Origin of the sequence: Streptomyces hyderabadensis (assembly GCF_020404845.1) — a bacterium.
GTDB lineage: Bacteria > Actinomycetota > Actinomycetes > Streptomycetales > Streptomycetaceae > Streptomyces > Streptomyces hyderabadensis.
In genome coordinates, this window is the sequence record NZ_JAIOJZ010000006.1 from 185,862 (window position 1) to 209,262 (window position 23,401).

General features: G+C 72.8%; 24 protein-coding genes. 14 read left to right on the plus strand and 10 right to left on the minus strand.

What is annotated here, in order from left to right; translation table 11 throughout:
- Window positions 1–95: 95 nt before the first annotated feature.
- Entirely contained in the window at window positions 96–1,079 is a 984-nt protein-coding gene (locus tag K7854_RS07620) for a VldE C-terminal domain-containing protein (protein ID WP_425579897.1), read from the minus strand.
- An 83-nt stretch (window positions 1,080–1,162) separates the two neighbouring features.
- Between K7854_RS07620 and dapE the strand changes: the two genes are divergently transcribed.
- Window positions 1,163–2,242 carry a succinyl-diaminopimelate desuccinylase gene (gene dapE, locus K7854_RS07625; RefSeq protein ID WP_226025600.1) on the plus strand — a complete coding sequence of 360 codons (1,080 nt, stop codon included), beginning with the start codon at window positions 1,163–1,165 and terminating at the stop codon, window positions 2,240–2,242.
- A gap of 117 nt (window positions 2,243–2,359) precedes the next feature.
- Window positions 2,360–3,118, plus strand: coding sequence for an LOG family protein (locus K7854_RS07630; RefSeq protein ID WP_226025601.1), 759 nt, complete (start codon window positions 2,360–2,362; stop codon window positions 3,116–3,118).
- A gap of 57 nt (window positions 3,119–3,175) precedes the next feature.
- Here K7854_RS07630 and folP read toward each other — a convergent pair whose 3' ends face one another.
- A complete protein-coding gene (folP, locus tag K7854_RS07635) occupies window positions 3,176–4,036 on the minus strand; it encodes a dihydropteroate synthase (RefSeq protein WP_226025602.1) in 861 nt (286 codons plus the stop codon).
- Window positions 4,037–4,230: 194 nt separating this feature from the next.
- On the opposite strand from folP, the gene K7854_RS07640 reads away from it, so the two are divergent.
- Both K7854_RS07640 and K7854_RS07645 read left to right on the plus strand, forming a co-directional pair.
- Entirely contained in the window at window positions 4,231–4,590 is a 360-nt protein-coding gene (locus K7854_RS07640) for a DivIVA domain-containing protein (protein ID WP_226025627.1), read from the plus strand.
- Window positions 4,587–5,171 carry a DNA-3-methyladenine glycosylase I gene (locus tag K7854_RS07645; RefSeq protein ID WP_308112530.1) on the plus strand — a complete coding sequence of 195 codons (585 nt, stop codon included), beginning with the start codon at window positions 4,587–4,589 and terminating at the stop codon, window positions 5,169–5,171. The genes K7854_RS07640 and K7854_RS07645 overlap by 4 nt, the downstream gene beginning before the upstream one ends.
- A gap of 31 nt (window positions 5,172–5,202) precedes the next feature.
- Here the strand turns inward: K7854_RS07645 and chcB are convergent, their stop codons facing one another.
- Window positions 5,203–6,006 carry a 2-cyclohexenylcarbonyl CoA isomerase gene (gene chcB / locus K7854_RS07650; RefSeq protein ID WP_226025603.1) on the minus strand — a complete coding sequence of 268 codons (804 nt, stop codon included), beginning with the start codon at window positions 6,004–6,006 and terminating at the stop codon, window positions 5,203–5,205.
- Between the two features lie 392 nt (window positions 6,007–6,398).
- Between chcB and K7854_RS07655 the strand changes: the two genes are divergently transcribed.
- Window positions 6,399–6,566, plus strand: a complete 168-nt coding sequence (locus K7854_RS07655; RefSeq protein WP_003966491.1) for a DUF3117 domain-containing protein — start codon at window positions 6,399–6,401, stop codon at window positions 6,564–6,566.
- 106 nt (window positions 6,567–6,672) lie between these two features.
- On the opposite strand, the gene K7854_RS07660 is transcribed toward K7854_RS07655, so the two are convergent.
- Window positions 6,673–7,371, minus strand: coding sequence for an O-methyltransferase (locus K7854_RS07660; protein WP_078884611.1), 699 nt, complete (start codon window positions 7,369–7,371; stop codon window positions 6,673–6,675).
- Between the two features lie 245 nt (window positions 7,372–7,616).
- On the opposite strand from K7854_RS07660, the gene sigE reads away from it, so the two are divergent.
- From sigE to K7854_RS07685, 5 genes are all read left to right on the plus strand, one after another.
- Complete coding sequence (sigE, locus tag K7854_RS07665; protein ID WP_127895190.1) at window positions 7,617–8,288, plus strand: RNA polymerase sigma factor SigE; 672 nt, start codon at window positions 7,617–7,619, stop codon at window positions 8,286–8,288.
- Window positions 8,285–9,289: an anti-sigma factor family protein gene (locus K7854_RS07670; protein WP_226025604.1), complete on the plus strand. Its 1,005-nt coding sequence runs from the start codon at window positions 8,285–8,287 to the stop codon at window positions 9,287–9,289. Before sigE ends, K7854_RS07670 begins: the two co-directional genes overlap by 4 nt.
- A 94-nt stretch (window positions 9,290–9,383) precedes the next feature.
- Complete coding sequence (locus tag K7854_RS07675) at window positions 9,384–11,639, plus strand: S1C family serine protease (RefSeq protein WP_226025605.1); 2,256 nt, start codon at window positions 9,384–9,386, stop codon at window positions 11,637–11,639.
- 147 nt (window positions 11,640–11,786) lie between these two features.
- Window positions 11,787–12,233: a sec-independent translocase gene (locus K7854_RS07680; RefSeq protein ID WP_226025606.1), complete on the plus strand. Its 447-nt coding sequence runs from the start codon at window positions 11,787–11,789 to the stop codon at window positions 12,231–12,233.
- A gap of 230 nt (window positions 12,234–12,463) precedes the next feature.
- Window positions 12,464–13,135: a hypothetical protein gene (locus K7854_RS07685; RefSeq protein WP_226025607.1), complete on the plus strand. Its 672-nt coding sequence runs from the start codon at window positions 12,464–12,466 to the stop codon at window positions 13,133–13,135.
- Window positions 13,136–13,233: 98 nt separating this feature from the next.
- Here the strand turns inward: K7854_RS07685 and K7854_RS07690 are convergent, their stop codons facing one another.
- The 3 genes from K7854_RS07690 to K7854_RS07700 are packed head-to-tail and all read right to left on the minus strand — an operon-like array spanning window position 13,234 to window position 16,305.
- Window positions 13,234–14,367, minus strand: coding sequence for an Mrp/NBP35 family ATP-binding protein (locus K7854_RS07690; RefSeq protein WP_226025608.1), 1,134 nt, complete (start codon window positions 14,365–14,367; stop codon window positions 13,234–13,236).
- Window positions 14,368–14,411: 44 nt separating this feature from the next.
- Complete coding sequence (locus K7854_RS07695; RefSeq protein ID WP_226025609.1) at window positions 14,412–15,011, minus strand: DUF1003 domain-containing protein; 600 nt, start codon at window positions 15,009–15,011, stop codon at window positions 14,412–14,414.
- Window positions 15,001–16,305 carry a magnesium transporter MgtE N-terminal domain-containing protein gene (locus tag K7854_RS07700; protein WP_226025610.1) on the minus strand — a complete coding sequence of 435 codons (1,305 nt, stop codon included), beginning with the start codon at window positions 16,303–16,305 and terminating at the stop codon, window positions 15,001–15,003. Before K7854_RS07700 ends, K7854_RS07695 begins: the two co-directional genes overlap by 11 nt.
- Window positions 16,306–16,588: 283 nt before the next feature.
- On the opposite strand from K7854_RS07700, the gene K7854_RS07705 reads away from it, so the two are divergent.
- Window positions 16,589–17,326: a hypothetical protein gene (locus K7854_RS07705; RefSeq protein ID WP_226025611.1), complete on the plus strand. Its 738-nt coding sequence runs from the start codon at window positions 16,589–16,591 to the stop codon at window positions 17,324–17,326.
- A gap of 22 nt (window positions 17,327–17,348) precedes the next feature.
- Here the strand turns inward: K7854_RS07705 and K7854_RS07710 are convergent, their stop codons facing one another.
- Together K7854_RS07710 and K7854_RS07715 are read right to left on the minus strand one after the other, a co-directional pair.
- The gene (locus K7854_RS07710) at window positions 17,349–17,861 is read right to left on the minus strand and encodes a hypothetical protein (protein ID WP_226025612.1); all 513 of its coding nucleotides are present in this window, start codon (window positions 17,859–17,861) and stop codon (window positions 17,349–17,351) included.
- 57 nt (window positions 17,862–17,918) lie between these two features.
- Window positions 17,919–19,034 (minus strand): magnesium and cobalt transport protein CorA, encoded by a 1,116-nt coding sequence (locus K7854_RS07715; protein WP_226025613.1) that lies wholly within the window; start codon window positions 19,032–19,034, stop codon window positions 17,919–17,921.
- Between the two features lie 550 nt (window positions 19,035–19,584).
- On the opposite strand from K7854_RS07715, the gene K7854_RS07720 reads away from it, so the two are divergent.
- Window positions 19,585–20,181, plus strand: coding sequence for a suppressor of fused domain protein (locus tag K7854_RS07720; protein WP_226025614.1), 597 nt, complete (start codon window positions 19,585–19,587; stop codon window positions 20,179–20,181).
- A 49-nt stretch (window positions 20,182–20,230) separates the two neighbouring features.
- Here K7854_RS07720 and K7854_RS07725 read toward each other — a convergent pair whose 3' ends face one another.
- Window positions 20,231–21,454: an MFS transporter gene (locus K7854_RS07725; protein ID WP_226025615.1), complete on the minus strand. Its 1,224-nt coding sequence runs from the start codon at window positions 21,452–21,454 to the stop codon at window positions 20,231–20,233.
- A 232-nt stretch (window positions 21,455–21,686) separates the two neighbouring features.
- Between K7854_RS07725 and K7854_RS07730 the strand changes: the two genes are divergently transcribed.
- Window positions 21,687–22,337 carry a DUF6758 family protein gene (locus K7854_RS07730; protein WP_226025616.1) on the plus strand — a complete coding sequence of 217 codons (651 nt, stop codon included), beginning with the start codon at window positions 21,687–21,689 and terminating at the stop codon, window positions 22,335–22,337.
- 138 nt (window positions 22,338–22,475) lie between these two features.
- A complete protein-coding gene (locus K7854_RS07735; RefSeq protein ID WP_226025617.1) occupies window positions 22,476–23,333 on the plus strand; it encodes a PHP domain-containing protein in 858 nt (285 codons plus the stop codon).
- Window positions 23,334–23,401 lie beyond the last annotated feature (68 nt).

The following is a 23,401-nucleotide window of genomic DNA, read 5'->3' on the forward strand; positions in this document are numbered from 1 at the left end:
GACCCGTTCGGGGGTGAGGGTGCGAAAGCCCGTGCTCCGCGTCGACTTCGCGCCGAAGCGGGTCACCCGCGCAGATGACGCTTCGTACGGGCGCGCTACCGGGCGGAGGTGATCCGCACCGCTCCCGCCGCCCGCTCCGCGCCCTTGGCGCCCGAGGTGCGTGTCGGGTTCCACTTGCTGTCCGTGTTGCCCGCGGTCCACTCCCGGCCCGCGTAGGTGACCCGCTGGATGTGCAGCGAGGAGGCGTTGGCCACCGCCCAGTGCGCCAGCTGCCAGCCGCGCCGCCCGCGCTCGGCGTCCGAGCCGGAACCGCTGCCGCCGGTCACCGGCAGCGTCACCGTCCGCTCGTCGGAGCCGGACGCGGGCCGCGGCGAGGCGGAGCCGCCGCCTGCTTCCGCGCCGCCCGCTTCCGCGCCGGCCGGCTGGAGCACGTCGTGTCCGAAGTCCCGTACCAGTGCCGCGCGTACCGCGTCCGGCCCCTTCTCCCGGGTCGGACCCGGGAGCCCGTCGCAGGTCAGGGTGGCCGCGGACCGCCCGGTGAGCGCTGCGGCGAGCAGCGCGGCGTCCGGTTCGTGCTTGGCGTAGGCGTCCGGGAAGGCGCTGCGCTGCACGCGCTGGGCGGCGTCGGTCAGCGGCAGGTCCAGGTAGCCGGGGATCTCGACCAGGTGGTCGTAGAACAGGCCCGCCGAGTACGCCGGGTCCATGATCTGCGCGGGCTTGCCCCAGCCCTGTGAGGGGCGCTGCTGGAACAGGCCCAGCGAGTCCTTGTCGCCGTGGTCCAGGTTGCGCAGCGCCGACTCCTGCAGCGCGGTCGCCAGCGCGATCGTCACGGCCCGCTCGGGCAGCTTGCGCGCGGTGCCCACGGCGGTGATCGTCGCCGCGTTCACCGCCTGCTCCGGCGTGAACTCGTAGGTCGTCCGCCCGCCCTCGCCGCCGGACACCTTGCACCCCGGTGCGCCCCCGCCCCCGGTGACGTACTGCACGGTCAGGTAACCGGCGACCGCGAGCAGGGCCATGGCGGCGGCGCCCGAACGGGCGAGGCGGCCACGGCGTTTGCGGGGTGGGGACGGCTGGAGCACGCGTACAAGGTACTGGAGGGTAGGGTCCGGTGTCCGCCGGGTACGCACTCTGCCCGAAAGGGCAGGGCGCTAGGGTCGGGGCCATGGCCGATACCCCGCTTGACCTCACGTTGGACGCCGCGGAGCTTACCGCGCGGCTCGTCGACTTCCCGTCCGAGAGCGGCACCGAGGAGCCCCTGGCGGACGCGATCGAGAGCGCCCTGCGGGCCCTGCCCCACTTGTCGGTCGAGCGGTACGGCAACAACGTCGTCGCCCGCACCGGCCTGGGCCGCGCGGAGCGCGTGATCCTGGCCGGCCACATCGACACCGTGCCGATCGCCGGCAACGTCCCGTCCCGGCTGGACGAGGACGGCGTGCTGTGGGGCTGCGGCACCTGCGACATGAAGGCGGGCGTCGCCGTCCAGCTGCGCATCGCGGCCACCGTCCCGGCCCCCAACCGCGACCTGACCTTCGTCTTCTACGACAACGAGGAGGTCGCCGCCGAGCTGAACGGCCTGAAGCACGTCGCCGAGGCCCACCCCGAGTGGCTGGAGGGCGACTTCGCGGTGCTTCTCGAACCCTCCGACGGCCAGGTGGAGGGCGGCTGCCAGGGCACCCTGCGGGTGCTGCTGAAGACGGCGGGGGAGCGGGCGCACTCCGCGCGCTCCTGGATGGGCGCCAACGCCATCCACGCCGCCGCCCCGATCCTCGCCCGCCTGGCGGAGTACAAGCCCCGGTACCCGGTCATCGACGGCCTGGAGTACCGCGAGGGCCTCAACGCGGTCGGCATCACGGGCGGGGTCGCGGGCAACGTCATCCCCGACGAGTGCGTGGTCACCGTCAACTTCCGCTACGCCCCCGACCGCAGCCCGGAGGAGGCCCTCGCCCATGTGCGCGAGGTCTTCGCGGACTGCGGGGTGACGGAGTTCGTGGTCGACGACCACAGCGGCGCCGCGCTGCCGGGCCTGTCGCACCCGGCCGCGGCGGCCTTCATCGAGGCGGTGGGCGGCACCCCGCAGCCGAAGTACGGCTGGACCGACGTGTCCCGTTTCGCCGCGCTCGGCGTCCCCGCGGTCAACTACGGCCCCGGCAACCCGCACCTGGCGCACAAGCGCGACGAGCGGGTCGAGGTGGCGAAGATCCTCGCGGGCGAGGAGCGCCTGCGCGCCTGGCTGACGGCGTGATCCACCCGGGCCGCGACGGGTTTGGGCCGCTGCGTGGCGGACATGCTGAGGTCCCTTGTACGTAACCCGCGTAGATCTACGCTGAGGTGGAACGATCCGCAACTGGAGGGAGCGCGCATGGCTACCGGCAACCCCGAGGGCAAGAAGCGGCCACCGGAGGAGCAGCGCCTGGGCCCCGTCCTCCGGCGGCGGGGCCAGGTGCAGGAGAGCACCACGGACCAGCGCCTGCTGGACGAACGCGCCCCGACGGACTGGGTGCACACCGACCCCTGGCGCGTCCTGCGCATCCAGTCGGAGTTCATCGAGGGCTTCGGCACGCTCGCCGAACTGCCGCCCGCCATCAGCGTCTTCGGCTCCGCCCGCACCCCGGTGGACTCGCCCGAGTACGACGCCGGCGTGCGGCTGGGCCGCGGCCTGGTCGAGGCGGGCTTCGCCGTCATCACCGGCGGCGGACCCGGCGCCATGGAGGCGGCCAACAAGGGCGCCCTGGAGGCGAAGGGCACCTCGGTCGGCCTGGGTATCGAGCTGCCCTTCGAGCAGGGGCTCAACCCCTACGTCGACATCGGCCTGAACTTCCGCTACTTCTTCGTCCGCAAGATGATGTTCGTGAAGTACGCGCAGGGCTTCGTCGTCCTGCCCGGCGGCCTTGGCACCCTCGACGAACTCTTCGAGGCCCTCACCCTGGTGCAGACCCAGAAGGTGACCCGCTTCCCCATCGTCCTGTTCGGCTCCGCGTACTGGGGCGGGCTGGTCGACTGGCTCCGCGGCACCCTGGTGGCCCAGGGCAAGGCCGCGGAGAAGGACCTCATGCTGTTCCACGTCACGGACGACGTGGACGAGGCCGTGGCCCTGGTCTCCAAGGAGGCGGGCCGGTAGTCGCCGGTCACGGGCCGGGACCCTTGCCGGGGTGAGCGTCCGGGCGTGGGCGGGGCCCTAGGCCAGGCCCCGCCGGGCCACCGCAGGCGCCCGGTGCCCGGCGATCGTCGCCACCATGTCCAGCACCTGCCGGGTCTCCGCCACCTCGTGCACCCGGTACACCCGGGCCCCCAGCCACGCCGAGACCGCGGTCGTCGCGAGCGTGCCGATCAGCCGTTCCTTCACGGGCCGGTCCAGGGTCTCCCCGACGAAGTCCTTGTTCGACAGGGACACCAGCACCGGCCACCCCGTCTCCACCATCTCCCCGAGCCGCCGGGTCGCCTCCAGGCTGTGCCGGGTGTTCTTCCCGAAGTCGTGCCCCGGGTCGATCAGCACCGACTCCCGCGGCACCCCCAGTCCCACCGCGCGCTCGGCCAGCCCCAGGGTCACCTGCAGGATGTCCGCCATGACGTCGTCGTACGTCACCCGGTGCGGCCGCGTGCGCGGCTCGGCGCCGCCCGCGTGGGTGCACACCAGCCCCACCCCGTACCGGGCCGCGACCTCCGCGAGCTTCGGGTCGACCCCGCCCCAGGCGTCGTTCAGCAGGTCCGCCCCCGCCTCGCACACGGCCTCGCCGACCTCGTGCCGCCAGGTGTCCACGCTGATCACGACGTCCGGGAACCGCCGCCGGACCTCCGCGACGAAGCCCACCGTCCGCCGCGCCTCCTCCGCGGCCGACACCTCGTCCCCGGGGCCGGCCTTCACCCCGCCGATGTCGATGATGGCGGCGCCCTCGGCCACGGCCTGCTCCACGCGCGCGAGGGCGGGCTCGTCGCGGAAGGTCGCCCCCTGGTCGTAGAAGGAGTCCGGGGTCCGGTTCACGATCGCCATGATCACCGGCTCGTGCACCGCGAATTCACGCCTGCCCAGCCTGAGCATCCCCTGTGACATCTCCTCGTCCACACCGTTCTCTCGTGCCGTTCCCGACCTCGGGCGCGCGGTCCTTCGACGGCCGCGGCGCCGACTGTCAGACTCGCATGGCACGATCGGACCCGACACAACCGACTCCGGCGATGCCGCCGGCCCGACTCCTACCGGACTCCGACTCCGACCCGACCATGGGGGCCCCAGCGATGGTCATGTTCCTGTTCCTCGTCATCGCGCTGGCCGTCGTCGTGGCCGCGGTGACGCTCGCCGTGGTGAGCGGCGGCGAGAGCGGGCCGCTGCCCGACGCCGCGCCCGAGCGGGTACGGGACGCGCTGCCCCCCGACCGCCCGGTGGACCGCGGCGACGTGGAGCGGCTGCGCTTCCCGCTGGTGGTCCGCGGCTACCGCATGGCGGACGTCGACGACGCCCTCGGCCGCCTCGGCGCCGAGCTGGCCGAGCGGGACGCCCGGATCGCCGACCTGGAGTCCGCGCTGGCGGGCGCCCGGGCCGCGGCGGCCCACCGCCACGTCGTCATGGACAAGCCGGCCCAGGAGGAGCAGCAGTGAGCGCCGGGGAGGCCCTCGCGGGCCCGGACGGCGCGCTGCGCTGCCCCTGGGCGCTGTCCACCGAGGACTACGTCACGTACCACGACGACGAGTGGGGCCGCCCGGTCCACGGCGACGACGCCCTGTACGAGCGGCTCAGCCTGGAGGCCTTCCAGTCCGGCCTGTCCTGGATCACCATCCTGCGCCGCCGCACCGGCTTCCGCAGCGCCTTCGCCGGCTTCGAGATCGCCAAGGTCGCCGCCTTCACCGACGCCGACCGCGAGCGCCTGCTCGCCGACGCGGGCATCATCCGCAACCGCGCCAAGATCGACGCGACCCTGGTCAACGCGCGCGTGCTGGCCGAGTGGGCCCCCGGCGACCTGGACGAGCTGATCTGGTCGTACGCACCGGACCCGGCCGGGCGACCGGTCCCGAACACCCTCGCCGACGTCCCCGCCGTCACACCGGAGTCCACGGCGCTGTCCAAGGCCCTGAAGAAGCGGGGCCTGCGCTTCGTCGGGCCGACGACGGCATACGCGCTGATGCAGGCGTGCGGGCTGGTCGACGACCACCTGGCGGCCTGCGTGGCCCGCCGGACCTGAGCACCCGGCGGACGCGGGCGGGCCGGGTCGGCTACCGGCCCAGGTACGTCGGCTTCGCCTTCTCCACGAACGCCCGCACCGCGATCGCGTGGTCCTCGGAGGCGCCCGCCCGTGCCTGCAGCTCCTCCTCCTTGTCCAGCGTCTCCGACAGCGAGTGCGTCAGCCCGTACGCCATCGCCTCCTTCAGCGCCGCGTACGCCACCGTCGGCCCCTCGGCCAGCGCGCGCGCCGTCTTCTCGGCCTCGGCGCGCAGCTCGGCGGCCGGCACGACCCGGGTGGCGATACCCAGCTCGTACGCCTCCTGCGCGCCGATGTTGCGCGGGAAGAGCAGCAGGTCGGCGGCGCGGCCGGGGCCGACGACGCGCGGCAGCGCCCAGGAGACGCCGGAGTCCGCGGTGAGCGCCACGCCGGCGAAGGAGGTGTTGAACGCCGCCGTGTCCGCGACGATCCGGTAGTCCGCCGCGAGCGCGAAGCCGAGGCCCGCCCCGGCCGCCACCCCGTTCACCGCGGCGACCACCGGCTTCTCGGCGCCGGCCAGCGCCCGGACGATCGGGTTGTAGTGCTCGCGCACGGTGCTCATCGTCTGCCCCGAGCCGGTCTCGCGGTCGGCGGCCAGCAGGCCGATGTGCTCCTTGAGGTCCTGCCCGACGCAGAACGCCCGCTCCCCGGCCGCGGTCAGCAGCACCGCGCGTACGGCGTCGTCCGCCGCCGCGGAGCGCACCGCGTCCCGGAGCGCGACCTTGGTCTCGATGTTCAGCGCGTTCATCGCCTCGGGGCGGTTCAGCGTGATCGTCGCGAGCCCGTCGCTCACCTCGTAGAGCACGGTGTCGGCCATGGGAAATCCCCTCCGCGTCGTGTCATGCAGTGTCATGCAGTGGTCGTGCGGCGCCATGCGGTGGCAGGCGTCCGGGAGACAGCATGACGGAGATCACCGGGAACGGATCGTTCATGCGGTGTGACCTGCGTCAAAGAATTCCGGTCCGTATCCATTCGGTGGAAGTGGGTGAGGGCGCGCAGTATCGCAGTCACATCGCCGAATTGAGTGGTTTTGCTCGCGCGCGTTGCCCAAGCGATGCCGACCGATGTTGGTCATCGGGTCCTGGGATGCGGGATAATGGCTGGGAAGCAATGTGTTCGATGCCGGTGTCGCGCGTCCTTGCCGGATTGCGCGTGCCCTCACGGGCCGTCGCCGGTGACGGTGAGCTGGTATCAGGAAGGGGAACGAGCATGGCGGCCATGAAGCCGCGGACGGGCGATGGCCCGCTCGAGGTGACCAAGGAGGGGCGGGGCATCGTCATGCGCGTTCCGCTCGAAGGCGGCGGGCGGCTCGTCGTCGAGCTGACCCCCGACGAGGCCGACGCGCTCGGCGACGCCCTCAAGAAGGTCGTCGGCTGACGCGCGAGCGACCATACCCGTTCAGTCGCCCCGGTACCGCACCTGGTGCCGGGGCGACTGTCGTGCGACGGCCTTCCCGGGCGCCGGTGCCCTTCTCCTGGGCCCCTCAGCGCTTCACGGCGCACAGCAGCCCGTCGCCCACCGGGAGCAGTGACGGCACCAGCTCCTGGCTCTCCCGCACCGCGCGCAGCAGTTCCCGCACCCGCAGCACCTCGGTGGGCTGTGGCCCCGAGTCGATCGTGCGGCCCGCGCCGAAGACGCCCTCGAAGGCGACGAGACCCCCGGGGCGCAGCAGGCGCAACGATTCAGCGAGGTAGTCCAGGTACTCCAGGCGGTCGCCGTCGCAGAAGACGAGGTCGTATCCGGCGTCCGCGAGCCGCGGCAGCACGTCCAGGGCGCGCCCGGGAATGAACCGGGCGCGGTTGCTGGCGAAGCCCGCGGCCCGGAAGGCCTGGCGGGCGAACTGCTGGTGCTCCGGCTCCGGGTCGACCGTGGTCAGTACCCCGTCCGGCCGCATGCCGTGCAGCAGATGGATCCCGGAGACACCGCAGCCGGTGCCGATCTCCGCGACCGCCTTGGCGTCCACGGCGGCGGCGAGCAACCCCAGGGCGGAGCCGGTGCCCGGGGTCACCGAGCGCAGACCCGCCTCGCGGGCCCGGTCGCGTGCCCAGAGCAGCGCGTCGTCCTCGGCGACATAGGCGTCGGCGAACGCCCAGCTCGTCTGCCGGTTGCCGGTAATGACCCTCTCCTGTCCCCGTCGTTGCCTCGGCGTGACTGTATCCGTTGGCGTCGGGAACCCGCAGATGGGACCAGTCGTTAAAAGGGGAAGCAAGAACGCGGTGGCGAGGAGACGACCGAGCGCCCGGGGACGAGCCGTACCGGTGCAGATCAAATTCTCGTAAAACCGCTTATCCGGAGCTAACGGGCGAGGTGGCTATGGTAGGGGCTCCACTGGACACCACCAGAGCCGACAGGGGAGGTGCGGCCGCACCCGCGGATCGGGGCGGAGTGCTGCGGCGCTTCCTCGGATCGGCAGGCAGGCCGAAATCCGTGAACGACACCGCTGCTGACCACAGCCACTCCGACGGTCCCGCCACGGGACCCGCCCAGACCGCGACCTTCTCCAGTGACGCGGACGGGCAGGCGTGGACTCCGCCCACCTGGGAGGAGATCGTCAGCACCCACAGCGGCCGGGTCTACCGCCTCGCCTACCGCCTCACGGGCAACCAGCACGACGCCGAGGACCTCACCCAGGAGGTCTTCGTCCGCGTCTTCCGGTCCCTGTCGACCTACACGCCGGGCACCTTCGAGGGCTGGCTCCACCGCATCACCACCAATCTCTTCCTGGACATGGTGCGCCGCAAGCAGCGCATCCGGTTCGACGCGCTCGGTGACGACGCGGCCGAGCGCCTGCCCAGCAGGGAGCCCACCCCGCAGCAGCTCTTCCACGACGCCCACTTCGACGCGGACGTGCAGCAGGCGCTGGACACCCTCGCGCCCGAGTTCCGCGCCGCCGTCGTCCTGTGCGACATCGAGGGGCTGTCGTACGAGGAGATCGCCGCGACCCTCGGCGTGAAGCTCGGCACGGTCCGCTCCCGCATCCACCGCGGCCGTTCCCAGCTGCGCAAGGCGCTCGCGCACCGTTCCCCGAAGGCGCGGGCCGACCGCCGCTCGTTCGCGGCCGGTGTCCCCGCACTGGGAGGAGGGGGCACGAGCGCGTGAGTGGATCACGGCGTGAACCCGAGGGACACCTCGCAGAGCAGCATCTGGGAGACCGACTCTCCGCCCTGGTGGACGGAGAGCTCGGTCATGACGCGCGTGAGCGCGTGCTGGCGCACGTGGCGACCTGTCCGAAGTGCAAGGCGGAGGTCGACGCGCAGCGCCGGTTGAAGAACGTCTTCGCAAAAGCGGCCCCTCCCGCCCCGTCCGAGAGCTTCCTGGCCCGCCTCCAGGGGCTCCCCGGCGGCGGTGACACCGACGGTGGCGGCTCGCCGTTCGCCGGACTGGCCGGAGGCTTCGGCACGTCCGCCGACTCCGTCTTCGGCCCCGGGCGGGGTGAGCGGTTCGAGTTCGACTACGTCCCCGCCCGGCCGCACGCGCCGGCGCTGGCGTCGTCCTCGTCGGGGCGCGGCTTCCGCATCCACGACGTGAACAGGGACGTGAGCAGGCAGGAGTCCGACCGTTCGGCCTCGCGCGGCCTGCGGTTCGCCTTCGCCGCCGCCGGAGCGGTGTCGCTGGCCGCGATCGCGCTGGGCGGTGTCACCCTCGGCACACCGGACACCACCACCGAGGCGCGCGGCTCGGGCAGCGGCAGCAATGTGACGCCGCTGCGCACCCCGGGCTCGACCGCGGCCACCGGCTCCGAGAGCCAGCGCCGCCGCACCGGCGGTCCGCTGCTCCAGCAGGGCCAGCGCACCCTCGGCGACACCCCCGTGGCGCCCACCACGGCCTCCGCGCCGCTGCTGCCCGGGATGCCCGCCGCCCCCGCCGGGAGCGCCGACGCACGGCAGCAGGCCGTCCGGGCGCTGACCACTCCGGTGACGGCCGGTGCCGCCGCCATGTCCCCGCTGATACGTCCGCTGGAAGCCGTTCCGCCGCTCTCCCTCAGCTCCTGGTCGGCGGCCCCAGAGGTCAGGCCGCCCGGCCTGCTCACCGCCCCCGACCCGGCTCCGTCCCCCTACCCCGCGGCTTCCCCGGCCGCCTCCTACCCTCCGGTTCGCTGACGGGATCTGCGCGCCGGTCCGCGAACCTGATTGAATCCGGGGTGGCGCCAGAGCCCTTGGAGCCGACGATCTGCGGCCAGCTGCGGGGGAGAACATGAACGAGGGGAAGCCCACGAAGGCGAAGTGGTGGAGTCGTCCCCGCTCGTCCGAGGACGCACCCGACGGCGACTTCGAGCTGGAGCGCCCCCGCCCGGACCACACCGCGGGCACCGGCACGGCCACCGATGACCGGGAGACCGACGGGGGCGACTTCGAGCTGGAACGCCCGGTGGCGCCCCGCGCGGCCGACGAGGGCGACTACGAGCTGGACCTGCCCCGGCCCGAGCGGGACGAACCGACGGACGTACCCCGGCAGCCGGGCGCCGCCACCGCCGAGCCGGTGGTGGCCGGCGTGCCGCGGCGGGAGGCTCCTCCCACCGACCCGTCGACCGCCGCCGACGAACGCCGGGCGCCAGACGCCGACGCCCCCGAGCCGCCGAACACCGGCCTGCCCCCGCAGGGCGACCGGCCCACCGCCCCGCCGCCGCCCCACACGGACACCGACGCCGCCGCCCCCACACCGGCCCCTACCGTGACCGCCGCCCCCACCCCGGCCCACGGCACGGCGACGCCACCCGCGCCGGCTGCCTCCGCCCCGGCCTCCGCCGCGACCGGCTCCGTCCCCGCTGGCCCTGCCCCGGCCTCCGCCGCGACCGGTCCCGCCCCGGCTGGCTCCGTCCCGGCCGCGACCGGTCCTGCCCCGGCTGCCGCTGCCCCGGCTGGCTCCGTCCCGGCCTCCGCCGAGCGGCCCAAGCCGCTGCACGAACCCGACCCGTACGGAACCCCGCCCTACGGCGAGCCCGGCCCCTGGGCCCCCGCACCCCCGGTCCAGCACCCGGCCGCCACCCCGGCGCACGGCACGGCAATGCCACCCGCGCCGGTGCCGCCGCCTGCGGGCGCCGTGCCCGACCCGGCGTTCGCGGATGCTCCGCCTCCGGTGCCGCAGGGGCAGCACCCGACTGCCACCCCGGTTGCGGCGTCGCATGCCCCGGGCCCGGCCTCGGCGGCGGCCGTCCCGGCGTACGACACGGTGTCCCGGGGTGCCGCCCCGGAGACCGCCGCGCCCGCCGACCCGTGGGCCGGACCGGCGGTCGCGGCGCCCGGGGGTGAACCCGCCGCCGATCCGTGGGGGCGTTACGACCCCTGGGCCGCCTCCGCCCGGCACCTCGGCGCGGCCGACGGCGAGCCGAGGCGGCGCCGTCCGGCTGCGAAGGTGCTCGTCGGCGGGGCGCTGCTGATCGCCCTGGTCTCCGGCGGCATCGGCGGCGCCGTCGGCGCCCACCTGGAACGGAACGGCGGCGTGGGCACCGTCGAACTGCCGCAGGCCGGGCCCGAGTCGGCCGAGCGGGACCCGGACAGCGTCGCCGGCATCGCCGCCCGCGCGCTGCCCAGCGTGGTGACCCTGCACGTGAGCGGCGGCGAGGCGGCCGGCACCGGCACCGGGTTCGTCCTCGACGACCGCGGCCACATCCTGACCAACAACCACGTCGTGGAGCCGGCCGGTTCCGGCGGCGAGATCACCGTGACCTTCAACAGCGGCGACACCGCCGAGGCCACCGTCGTCGGCCGGGACAGCGGGTACGACCTCGCCGTGGTGAAGGTCAAGGGCGTCAGCGGTCTCACCCCCATGCCCCTCGGCAACTCCGAGAACGTCCGCGTCGGCGACCCCGTCGTCGCCATCGGCGCCCCCTTCGACCTGGCCGGCACGGTCACCTCCGGCATCATCAGCGCCAAGGAGCGCCCCATCACCGCGGGCGGCGAGGAGGGCGACGCCAGCGACGTCTCGTACGTCGACGCCCTGCAGACCGACGCGCCCATCAACCCCGGCAACTCCGGCGGGCCCCTCCTGGACGCGCGGGGCCGGGCCATCGGCATCAACTCCGCCATCCGCTCCGCCGACGGCGGCGGCACCGAATCGGACGGCGGCCAGGCCGGTTCGATAGGCCTCGGCTTCGCCATCCCCATCAACCAGGGCAAGCGCGTCGCCGAGGAACTGATCAACACCGGCAGGGCCACCCACCCGGTCATCGGCATCACCCTCGACATGAACTACACGGGTGACGGCGCCCGCGTGAGCGCCGGGGACGGCGCCGGCGGACCCGCGGTCACCACCGGCGGTCCCGGCGCCAAGGCCGGCATCAAGCCGGGCGACGTGATCACCGCCGTAGACGGGCAGCGCGTGCACTCCGGCGAGGAACTCATCGTCAAGACCCGCGCCCACCGCCCCGGCGACCGCCTGGAGCTGACCCTGGAACGGGACGGCAAGGAGACGAAGGTCTCACTGGTGCTCGGCTCCTCCGGCGGCGACTGACCGCCGGGAAGGTCCCGACAAGGCGCCAGGAAGGCAAACAATTCGGAAAGCGGTCACGTACACCCACTCGGGGCCCACGGGACGGTACCGGTCGGACGGGATGGGCGGGTACCGTGGTGGCGGCCCGGACATCCAAGGGAGCTTCAGGTGTTCAATGACATAGGCGCACTAGAGCTGGTGACGCTCGTCGTCCTCGCCGTGCTCGTCTTCGGTCCGGACAAGCTCCCCAAGGTCATCCAGGACGTGACCCGCACCATCCGGAAGATCCGGGAGTTCTCGGACAGCGCCAAGCAGGACATCCGTCAGGAGCTGGGCCCCGAGTTCAAGGACTTCGAGTTCGAGGACCTCAACCCCAAGACGTTCCTCCGCAAGCAGCTGGACAACGACGAGCTGGGGCTCAAGGAGATCCGCAACGGCTTCGACCTGAAGAAGGAGATGGCCGAGGTCGCCGACGCGGTCCACGGCCGCGATGCCGAGCCCTCGTCCTCCGGCTCCGGCAGCGGCCGGGTCGACATGTCGAAGAAGCCCGAGACGCCCGGGAAGACCGACAAGTCCGCGGACGACCGTCCGCCCTTCGACATGGACGCCACCTGATCCACCCCGTCCGCGTCCGGCCCGTCGGCCGCGAACGTGACGTGTCTCATACTCCGGACGGGGCGCACAGGCCCTGAACGCGACGCCCGCGCGGCCCACGCGCCGGGCGATTTCCCGGCTGCCGCCAGCGGGGTGGCTATGCTGCCCGAGTTGTTGTGCGGTCCGGACGAGTGCGCCCGAAGGGGGGCGGGCCGTTCCGGCCCGACGAGAGCGAGGAGGCGTCCGGGCACATGGAGACGACGAGTCGGGCAGTCGCGCAGACGCCGGCCGCGGAGGGCGGACCACAGTCCCCTTCCGGCCGGCGTACGGTCGACGGCTACCTGCGTGCGCCCTTCCCGTGGTACGGCCTCGACGAGGCCTTCACGGGACGGCGCTGGCTGATGCAGATCGGTACGGCGGCCGACGGGGCCGTGGAGCACGGCTCGATCGGGCACGGCGACGAACCGTCGGTGCGTAACGAGCACGTGGCGGGCGACGAGCAGGACGCCAAGGAGAAGTTCGCGGTCGTCGTGACCGTCGCGGCCAACCCCGACCGGCGCAGCGCCGACGGCACCGGCCTGCTGGAGGCTACCTCGGTGTCCTCGGCGGCCTGGCTCGCCGGGGTGGGCCTGCTGTCCTTCACCTGGCCCGGCCAGATGGACCACTCGCTGCGCGACGACTGGCTGGAGCAGCAGACGGAGACCGCGTGGGTGCTCGCGGACGACCTGGCGGGCGAGGACTGGACGACGCTGTCCCTGCCGGTGGACGGCGTGCCGACGCCCTTCCACTACCGGGAGTCCGAGTTCGGCTGGGTGCTGGCCGGCTCGACCGAGCAGGGCGTCCATCTCGGCGCGTACGGGCGGGGCATGAGCGCCTACGGGCTGGCCTTCGCCGTGGTCAAGGACATCGCCGCGTACGCCTGACCGGGCCCGCCCCGAGGCCGTGACAGCGGTACGCACGACGAGGGGCGCCGTCCCGGCGGACAGCGCCCCACTCCTCGTGTCTCCTGCCCCGCGGGACGTCAGAACTTGTTCTTCGGCGTGATCCCCAGCGACAGCCCCGACAGGCCCCGCTGACGGCCCCCGAGCTTGCCCGCGATCGAGCGCAGGGCCGCGCCCGCGGGGGAGTCCGGGTCGGACAGGACGACGGGCTTGCCCTCGTCGCCGCCCTCGCGCAGCCGGACGTCGATCGGGATGGCGCCGAGGACCGGCACCGACGCGCCGGTGGTGCGGGTCAGGCCGTCGGCGACCATCTGCCCGCCGCCGGTGCCGAAGACGTCGACCATCTCGCCGCAGTGCGGGCAGGGCAGCCCGGACATGTTCTCCACCACGCCGACGATCTTCTGGTGGGTCTGCACGGCGATGGCGCCGGCCCGCTCCGCCACCTCGGCGGCGGCCTGCTGAGGGGTCGTCACGACCAGGATCTCGGCGTTCGGCACCAGCTGCGCCACCGAGATCGCGATGTCGCCGGTGCCGGGCGGCAGGTCGAGCAGCAGGACGTCCAGGTCGCCCCAGTACACGTCGGCCAGGAACTGCTGGAGCGCGCGGTGCAGCATCGGGCCGCGCCAGACGACCGGCGCGTTGCCCGGGGTGAACATGCCGATCGAGATGACCTTCACGCCGTGGGCCGACGGCGGCATGATCATGTTCTCGACCTGGGTGGGACTCCCGTCGGCGCCCAGCATGCGCGGCACGGAGTGGCCGTAGATGTCGGCGTCCACGACACCGACCTTGAGGCCGTCGGCCGCCATCGAGGCCGCCAGGTTCACCGTCACCGAGGACTTGCCCACGCCGCCCTTGCCGGACGCCACCGCGTACACCCGGGTCAGGCTGCCGGGCTTGGCGAAGGGCACCTCGCGCTCGGTCTGCCCGCCGCGCAGGGCGGTGGCCAGCTCCTTGCGCTGCTCGTCGCTCATCACGTCCAGCTCGACGTCGACGCGCGTGACCCCCTCGACCCGCGACACCGCGTCGCTCACCCGCTGCGTGATGGTGTCCCGCATGGGGCAGCCGGAGACGGTCAGGTACACGGCGACCGCGACCGCTCCGTCCGCGCCGATCTCCACCGACTTGACCATCCCCAGCTCGGTGATGGGCCGGTTGATCTCGGGGTCGTTCACCGTCGCCAGTGCTTCGCGCACCGCGTCTTCCGTAGCCATAGGGTCGATGGTACGGCGCCGCCCACGGGGCTCGGAAAGGGCCGTCAGCGGTCGTGTACGTCACGCCCCGCGGACCGATCCGCCGGGAATACCCCGCGTTCGGGACGGTGGCCGTTCTGCCGCTCCTCCAGGTCCTTGACCAGGTCCTGCAGCTCGGAGCGGATCCAGTCCCGGGTCGCGACCTCGCCGAGCCCGATACGCAGGGCGGCGATCTCCCGGGTCAGGTACTCGGTGTCGGCGATCGACCGCTCGTTCTGCTTGCGGTCCTGCTCCAGGTTGACCCGGTCCCGGTCGTCCTGCCGGTTCTGCGCGAGCAGGATGAGGGGGGCGGCGTAGGAGGCCTGGAGCGACAGCATCAGCGTCAGGAAGATGAACGGATACTCGTCGAAGCGCAGCCCGCTCGGCGCGGACACGTTCCACACCACCCACACGATGATGACGACCGTCATCCAGACGATGAACCGCCCGGTGCCCAGGAACCGCGCGACGCGCTCCGACAGCCGGCCGAAGGACTCCGGGTCCCACTCGGGCAGCAGCCTGCGGCGCGGCGGGCGGGGCTGGTCGAGGCGGGCCCGGGCCCGGGAGGACGCGGTGGCCCCCGAGGTGGCGCGCTCCCGGGTCGTCGTCTCGCGCTCAGGCACCACCGGCGCCCACCTCCCCCGTCGTCGTCCCCGTCGTCTCGTCCAGGTGGTACTCGGTCTCCCGCCAGTCGTCGGGCAGCATGTGGTCCAGTACGTCGTCCACGGTGACGGCGCCGAGCAGCGACCCCGAGTCGTCGACGACGGGCGCCGCGACCATGTCGTACGCGGCGAAGAACCCGGCGACCACGGGCAGCGCGGCGTCCGGTTCCAGGGGCTGCAGGTCGTCGTCGAGGATCGAGCCGACCAGCGTGTACGGGGGGTCGCGCAGCAGCCGCTGGAAGTGGACCGTGCCCAGGTACTTGCCGGTCGGGGTCTCCTCGGGCGGGCGGCAGACGTAGACCTGGGCGGCGTGCGCCGGGGACAGGTCGGGGTTGCGGATCCGGGCCAGGGCGTCGGCGACGGTGGCGTCGGGCCGCAGCACGATCGGCTCGGTCGTCATCAGACCGCCGGCCGTGTGCTCCTCGTACGCCATCAGGCGCCGCATGTCGGCCGCGTCGTCGGGCTGCATCAGGCTCAGCAGCCGTTCCTTGTCCGCCTCGGGCAGCTCGCCGAGCAGGTCGGCGGCGTCGTCGGGGTCCATCGCCTCCAGGACGTCCGCGGCCCGCTCCTCCTTGAGCTTGCCGAGGATCTCGATCTGGTCGTCCTCGGGCAGCTCCTCCAGCACGTCGGCCAGCCGGTCGTCGTCGAGGGCGGCGGCGACCTCGGCGCGGCGCTTGGCGGACAGGTGGTGCAGGACGTTGGCGAGGTCGGCGGGGCGCAGCTGCTCGAAGGTGGCCAGCAGGTTCTCGGCGCCCTGCCCCTGCTCCTCGACGGAGAAGCCGGTGACGCCGGACCACTCGACGGTCAGCGTCTCGCCCTTGTTGCGGCGGAAGGCGCCGCCCTTCCTGCCCTTGCGGACGAAGACCTTGTCGATCTCCCAGTCCCGGCGGGCGGGCAGCTGCTGCACGGACAGGTCGAGCACCGTGACCTCCTCACCCGTCTCGGTGAGCGTGACCCGCCGGTCGAGCAGCTCGCCGAAGACGAGGCGCTCGGTGGGCCGCTGCTCGAAACGCCGGACGTTGAGGACACCGGTGGTGATCACCTGGCCGGACTCGATGCCGGTGACCCGGGTCATCGGCAGGAAGATCCGGCGACGGGTGGTGAGTTCGACGACCAGCCCGAGCACGCGCGGGGGTTTGCGGCCGACGCGGAGCATGACGACCAGATCGCGGACGCGTCCCACCTGGTCACCGGCCGGGTCGAAGACGGCGATGCCGGAGAGGTGGGAGACGAAGATCCGGGGGGCGCCCGCTGCCATGGCCGCGGCCTCCTTTCCGCACGCTGCGCGGAGTCGGGTGGGAGTGGGTGGAAGTCGAGTGGGAGTGCGTGAAGGCTGATTCGTACGGTGTCTCTTTTCCGAATTGCCCGCTCGGACGCGCTTCAGGCTAGCCCGTCCCGATCGGCCTCGCCCTGGTGGCCGGTCCGGACGGACTGGCTCCGTTCGCCCCGCACGGCCCCGGTACGCTGCGCCCTGGCCCGGTCGGTTCGCCTCCGACGTCCGTCGGCCTCGTGTCCGCCCCGTCAGAAAGGCAGTCCCACCTGTGTCTGTGACTCCCCGGCGCCGAATCCGCAGGGCCGCCTGGCTGGGCGCGGTGTGCGCCCTGACAGTGGCGGGAGCCGGGCTGACGGGATGCAGCAGCGAGGACCCCGACGCGGGCACCAACGGCGTCGGGAAGCTCCCGGCCGACAAGATCCAGGCGAAGGCCGGGGCGGCCGCACAGGCCGCCGACACGGTGCGCCTGCACGGCACGGTGGACGCCGGCGGCAGCAGGTACACCCTCGACATGCGGCTCAAGGCCGACGGCGGCACCGGGTCGGTCGCCGCCCAGGGGACGACGTTCGGACTGCTGCGCGTCGGTGAGCAGCTCTTCCTCAAGGCCGACGCCGGGTTCTGGAGCCACGACGGCGGCGACGCCAAGGCGGCCGACAAGCTCGCCGGCAAGTACGTGAAGGTGCCGCAGAGCGACCCCGTGTACAAGAAGTTCAGCGGCTTCACTGACAAGGACGTCCTCCTCGGCGGTCTGCTGACCCTGCACGGCACGGTGAAGACGGACGGCCGCCACGAGCAGGCGGGCGTGCGCACCATCCGGATCACCGGCGACGAGGGCGCCGGCGGCTCGCTGGACGTCTCCCTGGAGGGCACGCCGTACCCGCTGCGCCTGGTGCGGGCGGGCAGCGCGGGCACCCTCAGCTTCTCGGACTGGAACAGGGACTTCGCGCTGGAGCAGCCGGCCAAGGACGACACCCTGGACTACGGCAAGCAGCTGCCGACGTCCTGACCCCGGCCCCCCGGCTCCCGGCCTACCGGCGCCGTCGCCGCTTCAGCAGCAGGCGCGGCAGCCCGGCCGGCACCGGCTGCCGGGTCGTCGCCGGGCTCGGCAGCGGTGCCTCGGCGAGCGAGGCGTCGGGCAGCGGGGCCGTGCTCCCCGTCGGCTCCAGGCGCAGCACCCGGCACTCGCGGGCCCAGCGGTCGGTCATGGCCTCGCCGTCGGGGGCGTTCAGCCTTTTGCCCTTGAGGTCGGCGACCGCGGCCTGCCACGCCTCGGAACCGGACGGCAGCTCCACCACTCGTGCGCTCCAGGAGACCAGCCGGCCGCCCTTGTCCTTGCTGCGCACCGTCACCTCGGCGGCGGCCCCGTCGGCAAGACCCGGCAGCGGCTGCTCGCCGGGGCCGTCGCCGACGACGCAGGCCGCGCCCTCGTGCCAGACGTGCCACAGCGCCCGGGCGGGCACCCCGGGGCCCGTGACCCAGATGAGGCCGGACTTCTTCGTGGCCTCCTCGACGAGGGCCTGCTCCAGCAGCTCGCGTGTCATGCGGTCAGCCTATCCAGGCGCCGGCGGGCGGCTTCGGGACCGGCCGGTCGGGCGCGCTCAGAGCCAGCCGTTGCGCTTGAGCGTGCGGTGGATGCCCAGACAGATGGCGACCGTGACCGACAGGACCAGCGGGTAGCCGAACTTCCAGTGCGTCTCCGGCATGTGGTCGAAGTTCATGCCGTACACGCCGCACACCATGGTCGGCACGGCGATGATCGCGGCCCACGAGGTGATCTTGCGCATGTCCTCGTTCTGCGCGACGGACGCCTGGGCCAGGTTGGCCTGGAGGATGGAGTTCAGCAGTTCGTCGAAGCCGATGACCTGCTCCTGCACCCGTGCCACGTGGTCGGCGACGTCCCGGAAGTACTTCTGGATCTCCGGGTCGATCAGCCGCATCGGCCGCTCACTGAGCAGCAGCATGGGACGCAGCAGCGGTGCGACCGCCCGCTTGAACTCCAGCACCTCGCGCTTGAGTTGGTAGATCCGGCCGGCGTCCGTGCCGCGCGGGGTGCCCTTGCGGCCCGGCGAGAACACCTCCGTCTCGACCTCGTCGATGTCGTCCTGCACGGCGTCGGCGACCGCGATGTAGCCGTCGACGACGTGGTCGGCGATGGCGTGCAGCACCGCCGAGGGCCCCTTGAGCAGCAGCTCGGGGTCCTCCTGCAGGCGGCGGCGCAGCGCGCGCAGCGAGCCCTGCCCGCCGTGCCGGACGGTGATGAAGAAGTCCCGCCCGGTGAAGCACATCACCTCGCCGGTCTCGACGACCTCGCTGTTGGCGGTGAGCTGGTCGTGGTCGACGTAGTGGACGGTCTTGAAGACCGTGAACAGGGAGTCGTCGTAGCGCTCCAGCTTGGGCCGCTGGTGGGCCTGGACCGCGTCCTCCACGGCCAGCGGGTGCAGTCCGAACTCCCGGGCGATGCCGGCGAACTCGTCCTCGGTGGGCTCGTGCAGGCCGATCCACACGAACCCGCCGTCGCGGCGCACCTGGCGCATCGCCGTGTGCGGGGTCAGCGGCACCTCGGTCTCCACCCGGTGACCGTCGCGGTAGACCGCGCAGTCGACGACGGCGGAGGCGGTCGCCGGGTCGCGGGTGGTGTCGTAGGGACCACTGTCCTTGCGCAGCGAGACGCGGGACGGGCGGACCGCGGCGCGCAGGTCACGGATCATCGACATGGCAGGCTCCTTCGCGGCGGGCAGCGAACGAGGCCGGTGACGGGTGGAACCACCCGGAATGAGGACGTCCTGACCACGCGTGCTCGGCGCGTCCACAAAGCGGGGGGCACCGCACCGTCGCGGTGGCCGGTTTCGCTGCTGATTCAGCTGCTGACACGGATCGACGCGGTCGACGCGGATCGACGGTGAACGCGTCGATGGACCGGATCAGGCAAAAGATCAGGAAAAACGGGACGAAGTGCTCTTCCGAGGGAAGGCGCGCAAGAGAAGCTGCGGCAGGAAGGTCGAAACAGCGGCGTCAGCGGCCGGAAGAGCGGGTGGTACTGCACGGTCGACTTCGGTCCATGCCGCCCACCTCCTCCGGCCGGTCCCTCGTGAGGGACGATCCATTCCCCTTGTTTGGAGGGGTTCCCCGTAGGGGAGAGTTCACAGCGTCGGGGTTTGATCGCGACGCGCTGCGTGCTGCCCCGAACCGCTCACCCACAGTACCAGCCGTGCGACGTGTCAAGGCGCCGCTTTGCCTCTTCAGGACGAGTTCTATGCTCGCCGCATGGCTGATGTTCTTCCTCTGGTCGAGGCCCGGTTGCACAACGCGCTGGGCGAGCCGGACGCGCGCGCCGCGGTCACCTTCCTCGGTACCGACCGCATCGAGGTGCTGCGCTTTTCCGCCTCCGGCCAGGAGGGCGGCGTCGTCCGTTACGCCACCCTGGGCATGTCGGCCCAGCCCATGGCGGACCCCGCGGCCGTGCTCGCCGACCCGGTCAAGGGCCCCCGCGCCGAGCTGCTGCTCTCCGTGCGGGCCGGGGCGGCCGACACCGACAAGGTGCTCCGCCCGCTCGCCGTACTGGCCGCGTCCCCGCAGGTCGAGGGCGTGATCGTGGCGCCCGGCGCATCCTTGGACGTGGGCGAGCCGCTGTGGCCCGGGGCTCCGTTCACCTCGGTGCTGGTCGCCGAGCCGGGCGGCCTGGTCGAGGACCTGGAGCTGGACGCCCCGCTGGACCCCGTGCGGTTCCTGCCGCTGCTGCCGATGACGCCGAACGAGGCCGCCTGGAAGCGTGTGCACGGCGCACCCGCCCTCCAGGAACGCTGGCTGAACCACGGAACGGACCTGCGTGATCCGTCCCGCAGGTCCGTTCCCCTGGACTGACCCGGCCCAGCCGCGCGGCCGAGTGACGCAACTCACCGGTTGCGCCCCGTCAGTTGGCGAAGACCGTCACCGAGTCCTCGCTCGCGTGCTGCGCCTCCAGCTCCTCCGCGTCGTGCGTGAGGGCCCGGCGGCGTACGACGACCACGACCGCGCCGAGCACGGCGGTCACCGCGGCCACCACGAACGGGATGTGGACGTCGGTCCACTCCTCGATCTTCGGTGCGAAGTAGGGGGCGGCCGCCGCGGCGAACCAGCGCACGAAGTTGTAGCCCGCGCTCGCCACCGGACGCGGTGCGTCGGAGACCCCGAGGGCCAGCTCGGTGTAGACGGTGTTGTTCACGCCGATGAACGCGCCGGACAGGATCGTGCAGACGATCGCCGCGGTGTGGTTGCCGTAGCCGAGGACCAGGACGTCGGCCGCGAGCAGCACCAGCGAGCCGCCGAGCACCTTGAGCGAGCCGAACCGCCGCTGCATGCGGGGCGCCACCAGGACCGAGAAGACGGCGAGCAGCACACCCCACGCGAAGAACACGGCACCCGATTTGTACGGCGTCATGTTCAGCACGAACGGGGTGAAGGCCAGCACGGTGAAGAACGTGTAGTTGTAGAAGAACGCCGAGACCGCGGCGGAGGCCAGGCCGCCGTGGCCCAGCGCCCTGATCGGGTCGAGCAGCGAGGTCTTGCGGGCCGGCTTCGGCTGCTCTTTCAGGAACGCCGTGATGCACAGGAAGCCGATCGCCATCAGGAAGGCCGTGCCGAAGAACGGGTAGCGCCAGCTGGCGTCGCCGAGCAGCGCGCCCAGCAGCGGGCCGCAGGCCATGCCGAGGCCGAGGGCGGACTCGTAGAGCAGGATCGCGGCGGCGCTCCCGCCGGCGGCCGCGCCGACGATCACCGCGAGGGCCGTCGAGACGAACAGCGCGTTGCCCAGGCCCCAGCCGGCCCGGTAGCCGACGAGCTGGCCGACGGTGTCGGAGGTGCCGGCCAGGCCCGCGAAGACCACGACGAAGGCCAGGCCGAGCAGCAGGGTCTTGCGGCCGCCGATGCGGCTGGAGACGAAGCCGGTGACCAGCATCGCCAGCGCGGTGATGAGGAAGTACGAGGTGAACAGGAGGGAGACCTGACCGGCGCTCGCGTCCAGGCCCTTGGCGATGGACGGGAGGATCGGGTCCACGAGCCCGATGCCCATGAAGGCCACGACGGACGCGCCCGCGGTAGCCCACACGGCCTTGGGCTGCCGCAGGATGCCGCCCGCACCCGCGTCGAAGGGGTCCATGCTTGCTCTCCAATGCCGAGAGATCGAAGGGATTTGGTGGGGTGGTGGAGGTGGTGAGGTCGAGGTGGTCGGTGGTCGAGGCGAATGGTTGGTGTATACACATAGTAAGTTAGTTCTGCTAATTAATGCAACATACATCTAGTCGCTCGGGGGTCCGCCGGGCCGGCGCCGTTCCCTCCGGACGGGTGATCGTCCTTGACGTGGGGGAGCGAGGGTAGGACCGTGGGGCTCTATGAGGGGCGAACCCAGTTGCCCGAAGTGTGGTGGCCGGGTCAGGGCTCCCGGCCTCTTCGCCGATTCCTGGCAGTGCGACCTGCACGGCACCGTGCACCCGGTCCAGCCCGTACTCCCGCCCAGCGTCGAGGCGCTCGGCGTCGTGGTGCACCGCACGCAGGTGCCGGTGTGGATGCCCTGGCCGCTGCCGGTCGGCTGGCTGTTCACCGGCGTGGCCTGCGCGGGCGACGACCGCAGCGGGGGCCGGGCCACGGCCGTCGCCTGTTCCGGACCCGGCCCGCTCGGGGGGCTCGGCGAGCTGATCCTGGTCGCCGAGGAGCTGGGTGTCGGCCTCGGCGCACGGTATGCGGGACTCGACGCCCCGGACCCGGGGCCGTACCTGGACGTCGAGAAGCCGCCCCAGGTCAAAGTGCTCGCCGCGGGCCGCCCCACCCCCCTCTGGCACGTCTCCGGCGGCCCGGTCGACCGTGCCGTCTTCGCCGGGGAGGCCCTCGGGATGTGGCTGTGGGCGGTCGTGTGGCCCGAGCGGTCGGGGCTGCTGATGTACGAGGAGCTGGTGCTGACCGACCTGCGGGACGCGGGCGCCGAGGTGGACCTGGTGCCGTGCGGGGCGCTGTCGCCGCGGCTGATCGAGCCGACGGTGCCGTAGCGCGGCGGAGCGGTGCGTTGTGGGTGCGTCCCGGGCGCGTAGGGGGTGCAGGCCTGCTGCGGGTGTGACGGCGGGGTGCCGGGTTCCGGTTATCCTTGAGCGTCCCCTTCCGTCCGGTCACCGCTTGGAGTCAGCGTCGTGCGCATCGATCTGCACACCCACTCCACCGCGTCCGACGGCACGGACACCCCGGCCCAGCTGGTGCGCAAGGCCGCCGCGGCCGGGCTCGACGTCGTGGCGCTGACCGACCACGACACCACCCGCGGCCACGCCGAAGCCGTCGCCGCGCTGCCCGAGGGGCTCACCCTCGTCACCGGCGCCGAACTCTCCTGCCGCCTCGACGGCGTCAGCATGCACATGCTGGCCTACCTCTTCGACCCCGAGGAGCCCGCCCTGCTCGCCGAGCGCGAGCTGGTCCGGGACGACCGGGTGCCGCGGGCCCGGGCCATGGTCGCCAAGCTCAACGAACTGGGCGTGCCCGTCACCTGGGAGCAGGTCGCCCGGATCGCCGGGGACGGCTCGGTCGGCCGGCCGCACGTGGCCACCGCCCTCGTGGAACTGGGTGTCGTCCCGACGGTGAACGACGCCTTCACCCAGGACTGGCTGGCCGACGGCGGCCGGGCCCACGTGGAGAAGCACGAGACCGACCCCTTCGAGGCGCTCCGGCTGATCAAGGGCGCGGGCGGGGTCGCCGTGTTCGCGCACCCGGCCGCCGCCAAGCGCGGCCGTACGGTGCCCGAGGCCGCCGTCGCCGACCTGGCGGCCGCCGGGCTCGACGGCATCGAGGTCGACCACATGGACCACGACGCCGAGACGCGCGCGCGGCTGCGCGGGACGGCGAAGGAGCTGGGCCTCCTGGTGACCGGCTCCAGCGACTACCACGGCAGCCGGAAGACCTGTGTGCTCGGCGAGTACACGACCGACCCCGAGGTGTACGGGGAGATCACGCGACGGGCGTTCGGGGCGTTCCCCGTGCCGGGGGCCGGCGGGGTCTGAGCCGCACCTCCCGCGCGTCCACCTTTCCACTCCTCCGCAAGGCCAGTAGCACACCCATGTTCGACGTC

Coding starts and splice junctions, on each gene's coding strand:
- dapE (WP_226025600.1), top strand. CDS start 1,163: ATGGCCGATACCCCGCTTGACCTCACGTTGGACGCCGCGGAGCTTACC.
- K7854_RS07630 (WP_226025601.1), top strand. CDS start 2,360: ATGGCTACCGGCAACCCCGAGGGCAAGAAGCGGCCACCGGAGGAGCAG.
- folP (WP_226025602.1), bottom strand. CDS start 4,036: ATGCTCAGGCTGGGCAGGCGTGAATTCGCGGTGCACGAGCCGGTGATC.
- K7854_RS07640 (WP_226025627.1), top strand. CDS start 4,231: ATGGTCATGTTCCTGTTCCTCGTCATCGCGCTGGCCGTCGTCGTGGCC.
- chcB (WP_226025603.1), bottom strand. CDS start 6,006: ATGGCCGACACCGTGCTCTACGAGGTGAGCGACGGGCTCGCGACGATC.
- K7854_RS07655 (WP_003966491.1), top strand. CDS start 6,399: ATGGCGGCCATGAAGCCGCGGACGGGCGATGGCCCGCTCGAGGTGACC.
- K7854_RS07675 (WP_226025605.1), top strand. CDS start 9,384: ATGAACGAGGGGAAGCCCACGAAGGCGAAGTGGTGGAGTCGTCCCCGC.
- K7854_RS07685 (WP_226025607.1), top strand. CDS start 12,464: ATGGAGACGACGAGTCGGGCAGTCGCGCAGACGCCGGCCGCGGAGGGC.
- K7854_RS07690 (WP_226025608.1), bottom strand. CDS start 14,367: ATGGCTACGGAAGACGCGGTGCGCGAAGCACTGGCGACGGTGAACGAC.
- K7854_RS07700 (WP_226025610.1), bottom strand. CDS start 16,305: ATGGCAGCGGGCGCCCCCCGGATCTTCGTCTCCCACCTCTCCGGCATC.
- K7854_RS07710 (WP_226025612.1), bottom strand. CDS start 17,861: ATGACACGCGAGCTGCTGGAGCAGGCCCTCGTCGAGGAGGCCACGAAG.
- K7854_RS07715 (WP_226025613.1), bottom strand. CDS start 19,034: ATGTCGATGATCCGTGACCTGCGCGCCGCGGTCCGCCCGTCCCGCGTC.
- K7854_RS07720 (WP_226025614.1), top strand. CDS start 19,585: ATGGCTGATGTTCTTCCTCTGGTCGAGGCCCGGTTGCACAACGCGCTG.
- K7854_RS07725 (WP_226025615.1), bottom strand. CDS start 21,454: ATGGACCCCTTCGACGCGGGTGCGGGCGGCATCCTGCGGCAGCCCAAG.
- K7854_RS07730 (WP_226025616.1), top strand. CDS start 21,687: ATGAGGGGCGAACCCAGTTGCCCGAAGTGTGGTGGCCGGGTCAGGGCT.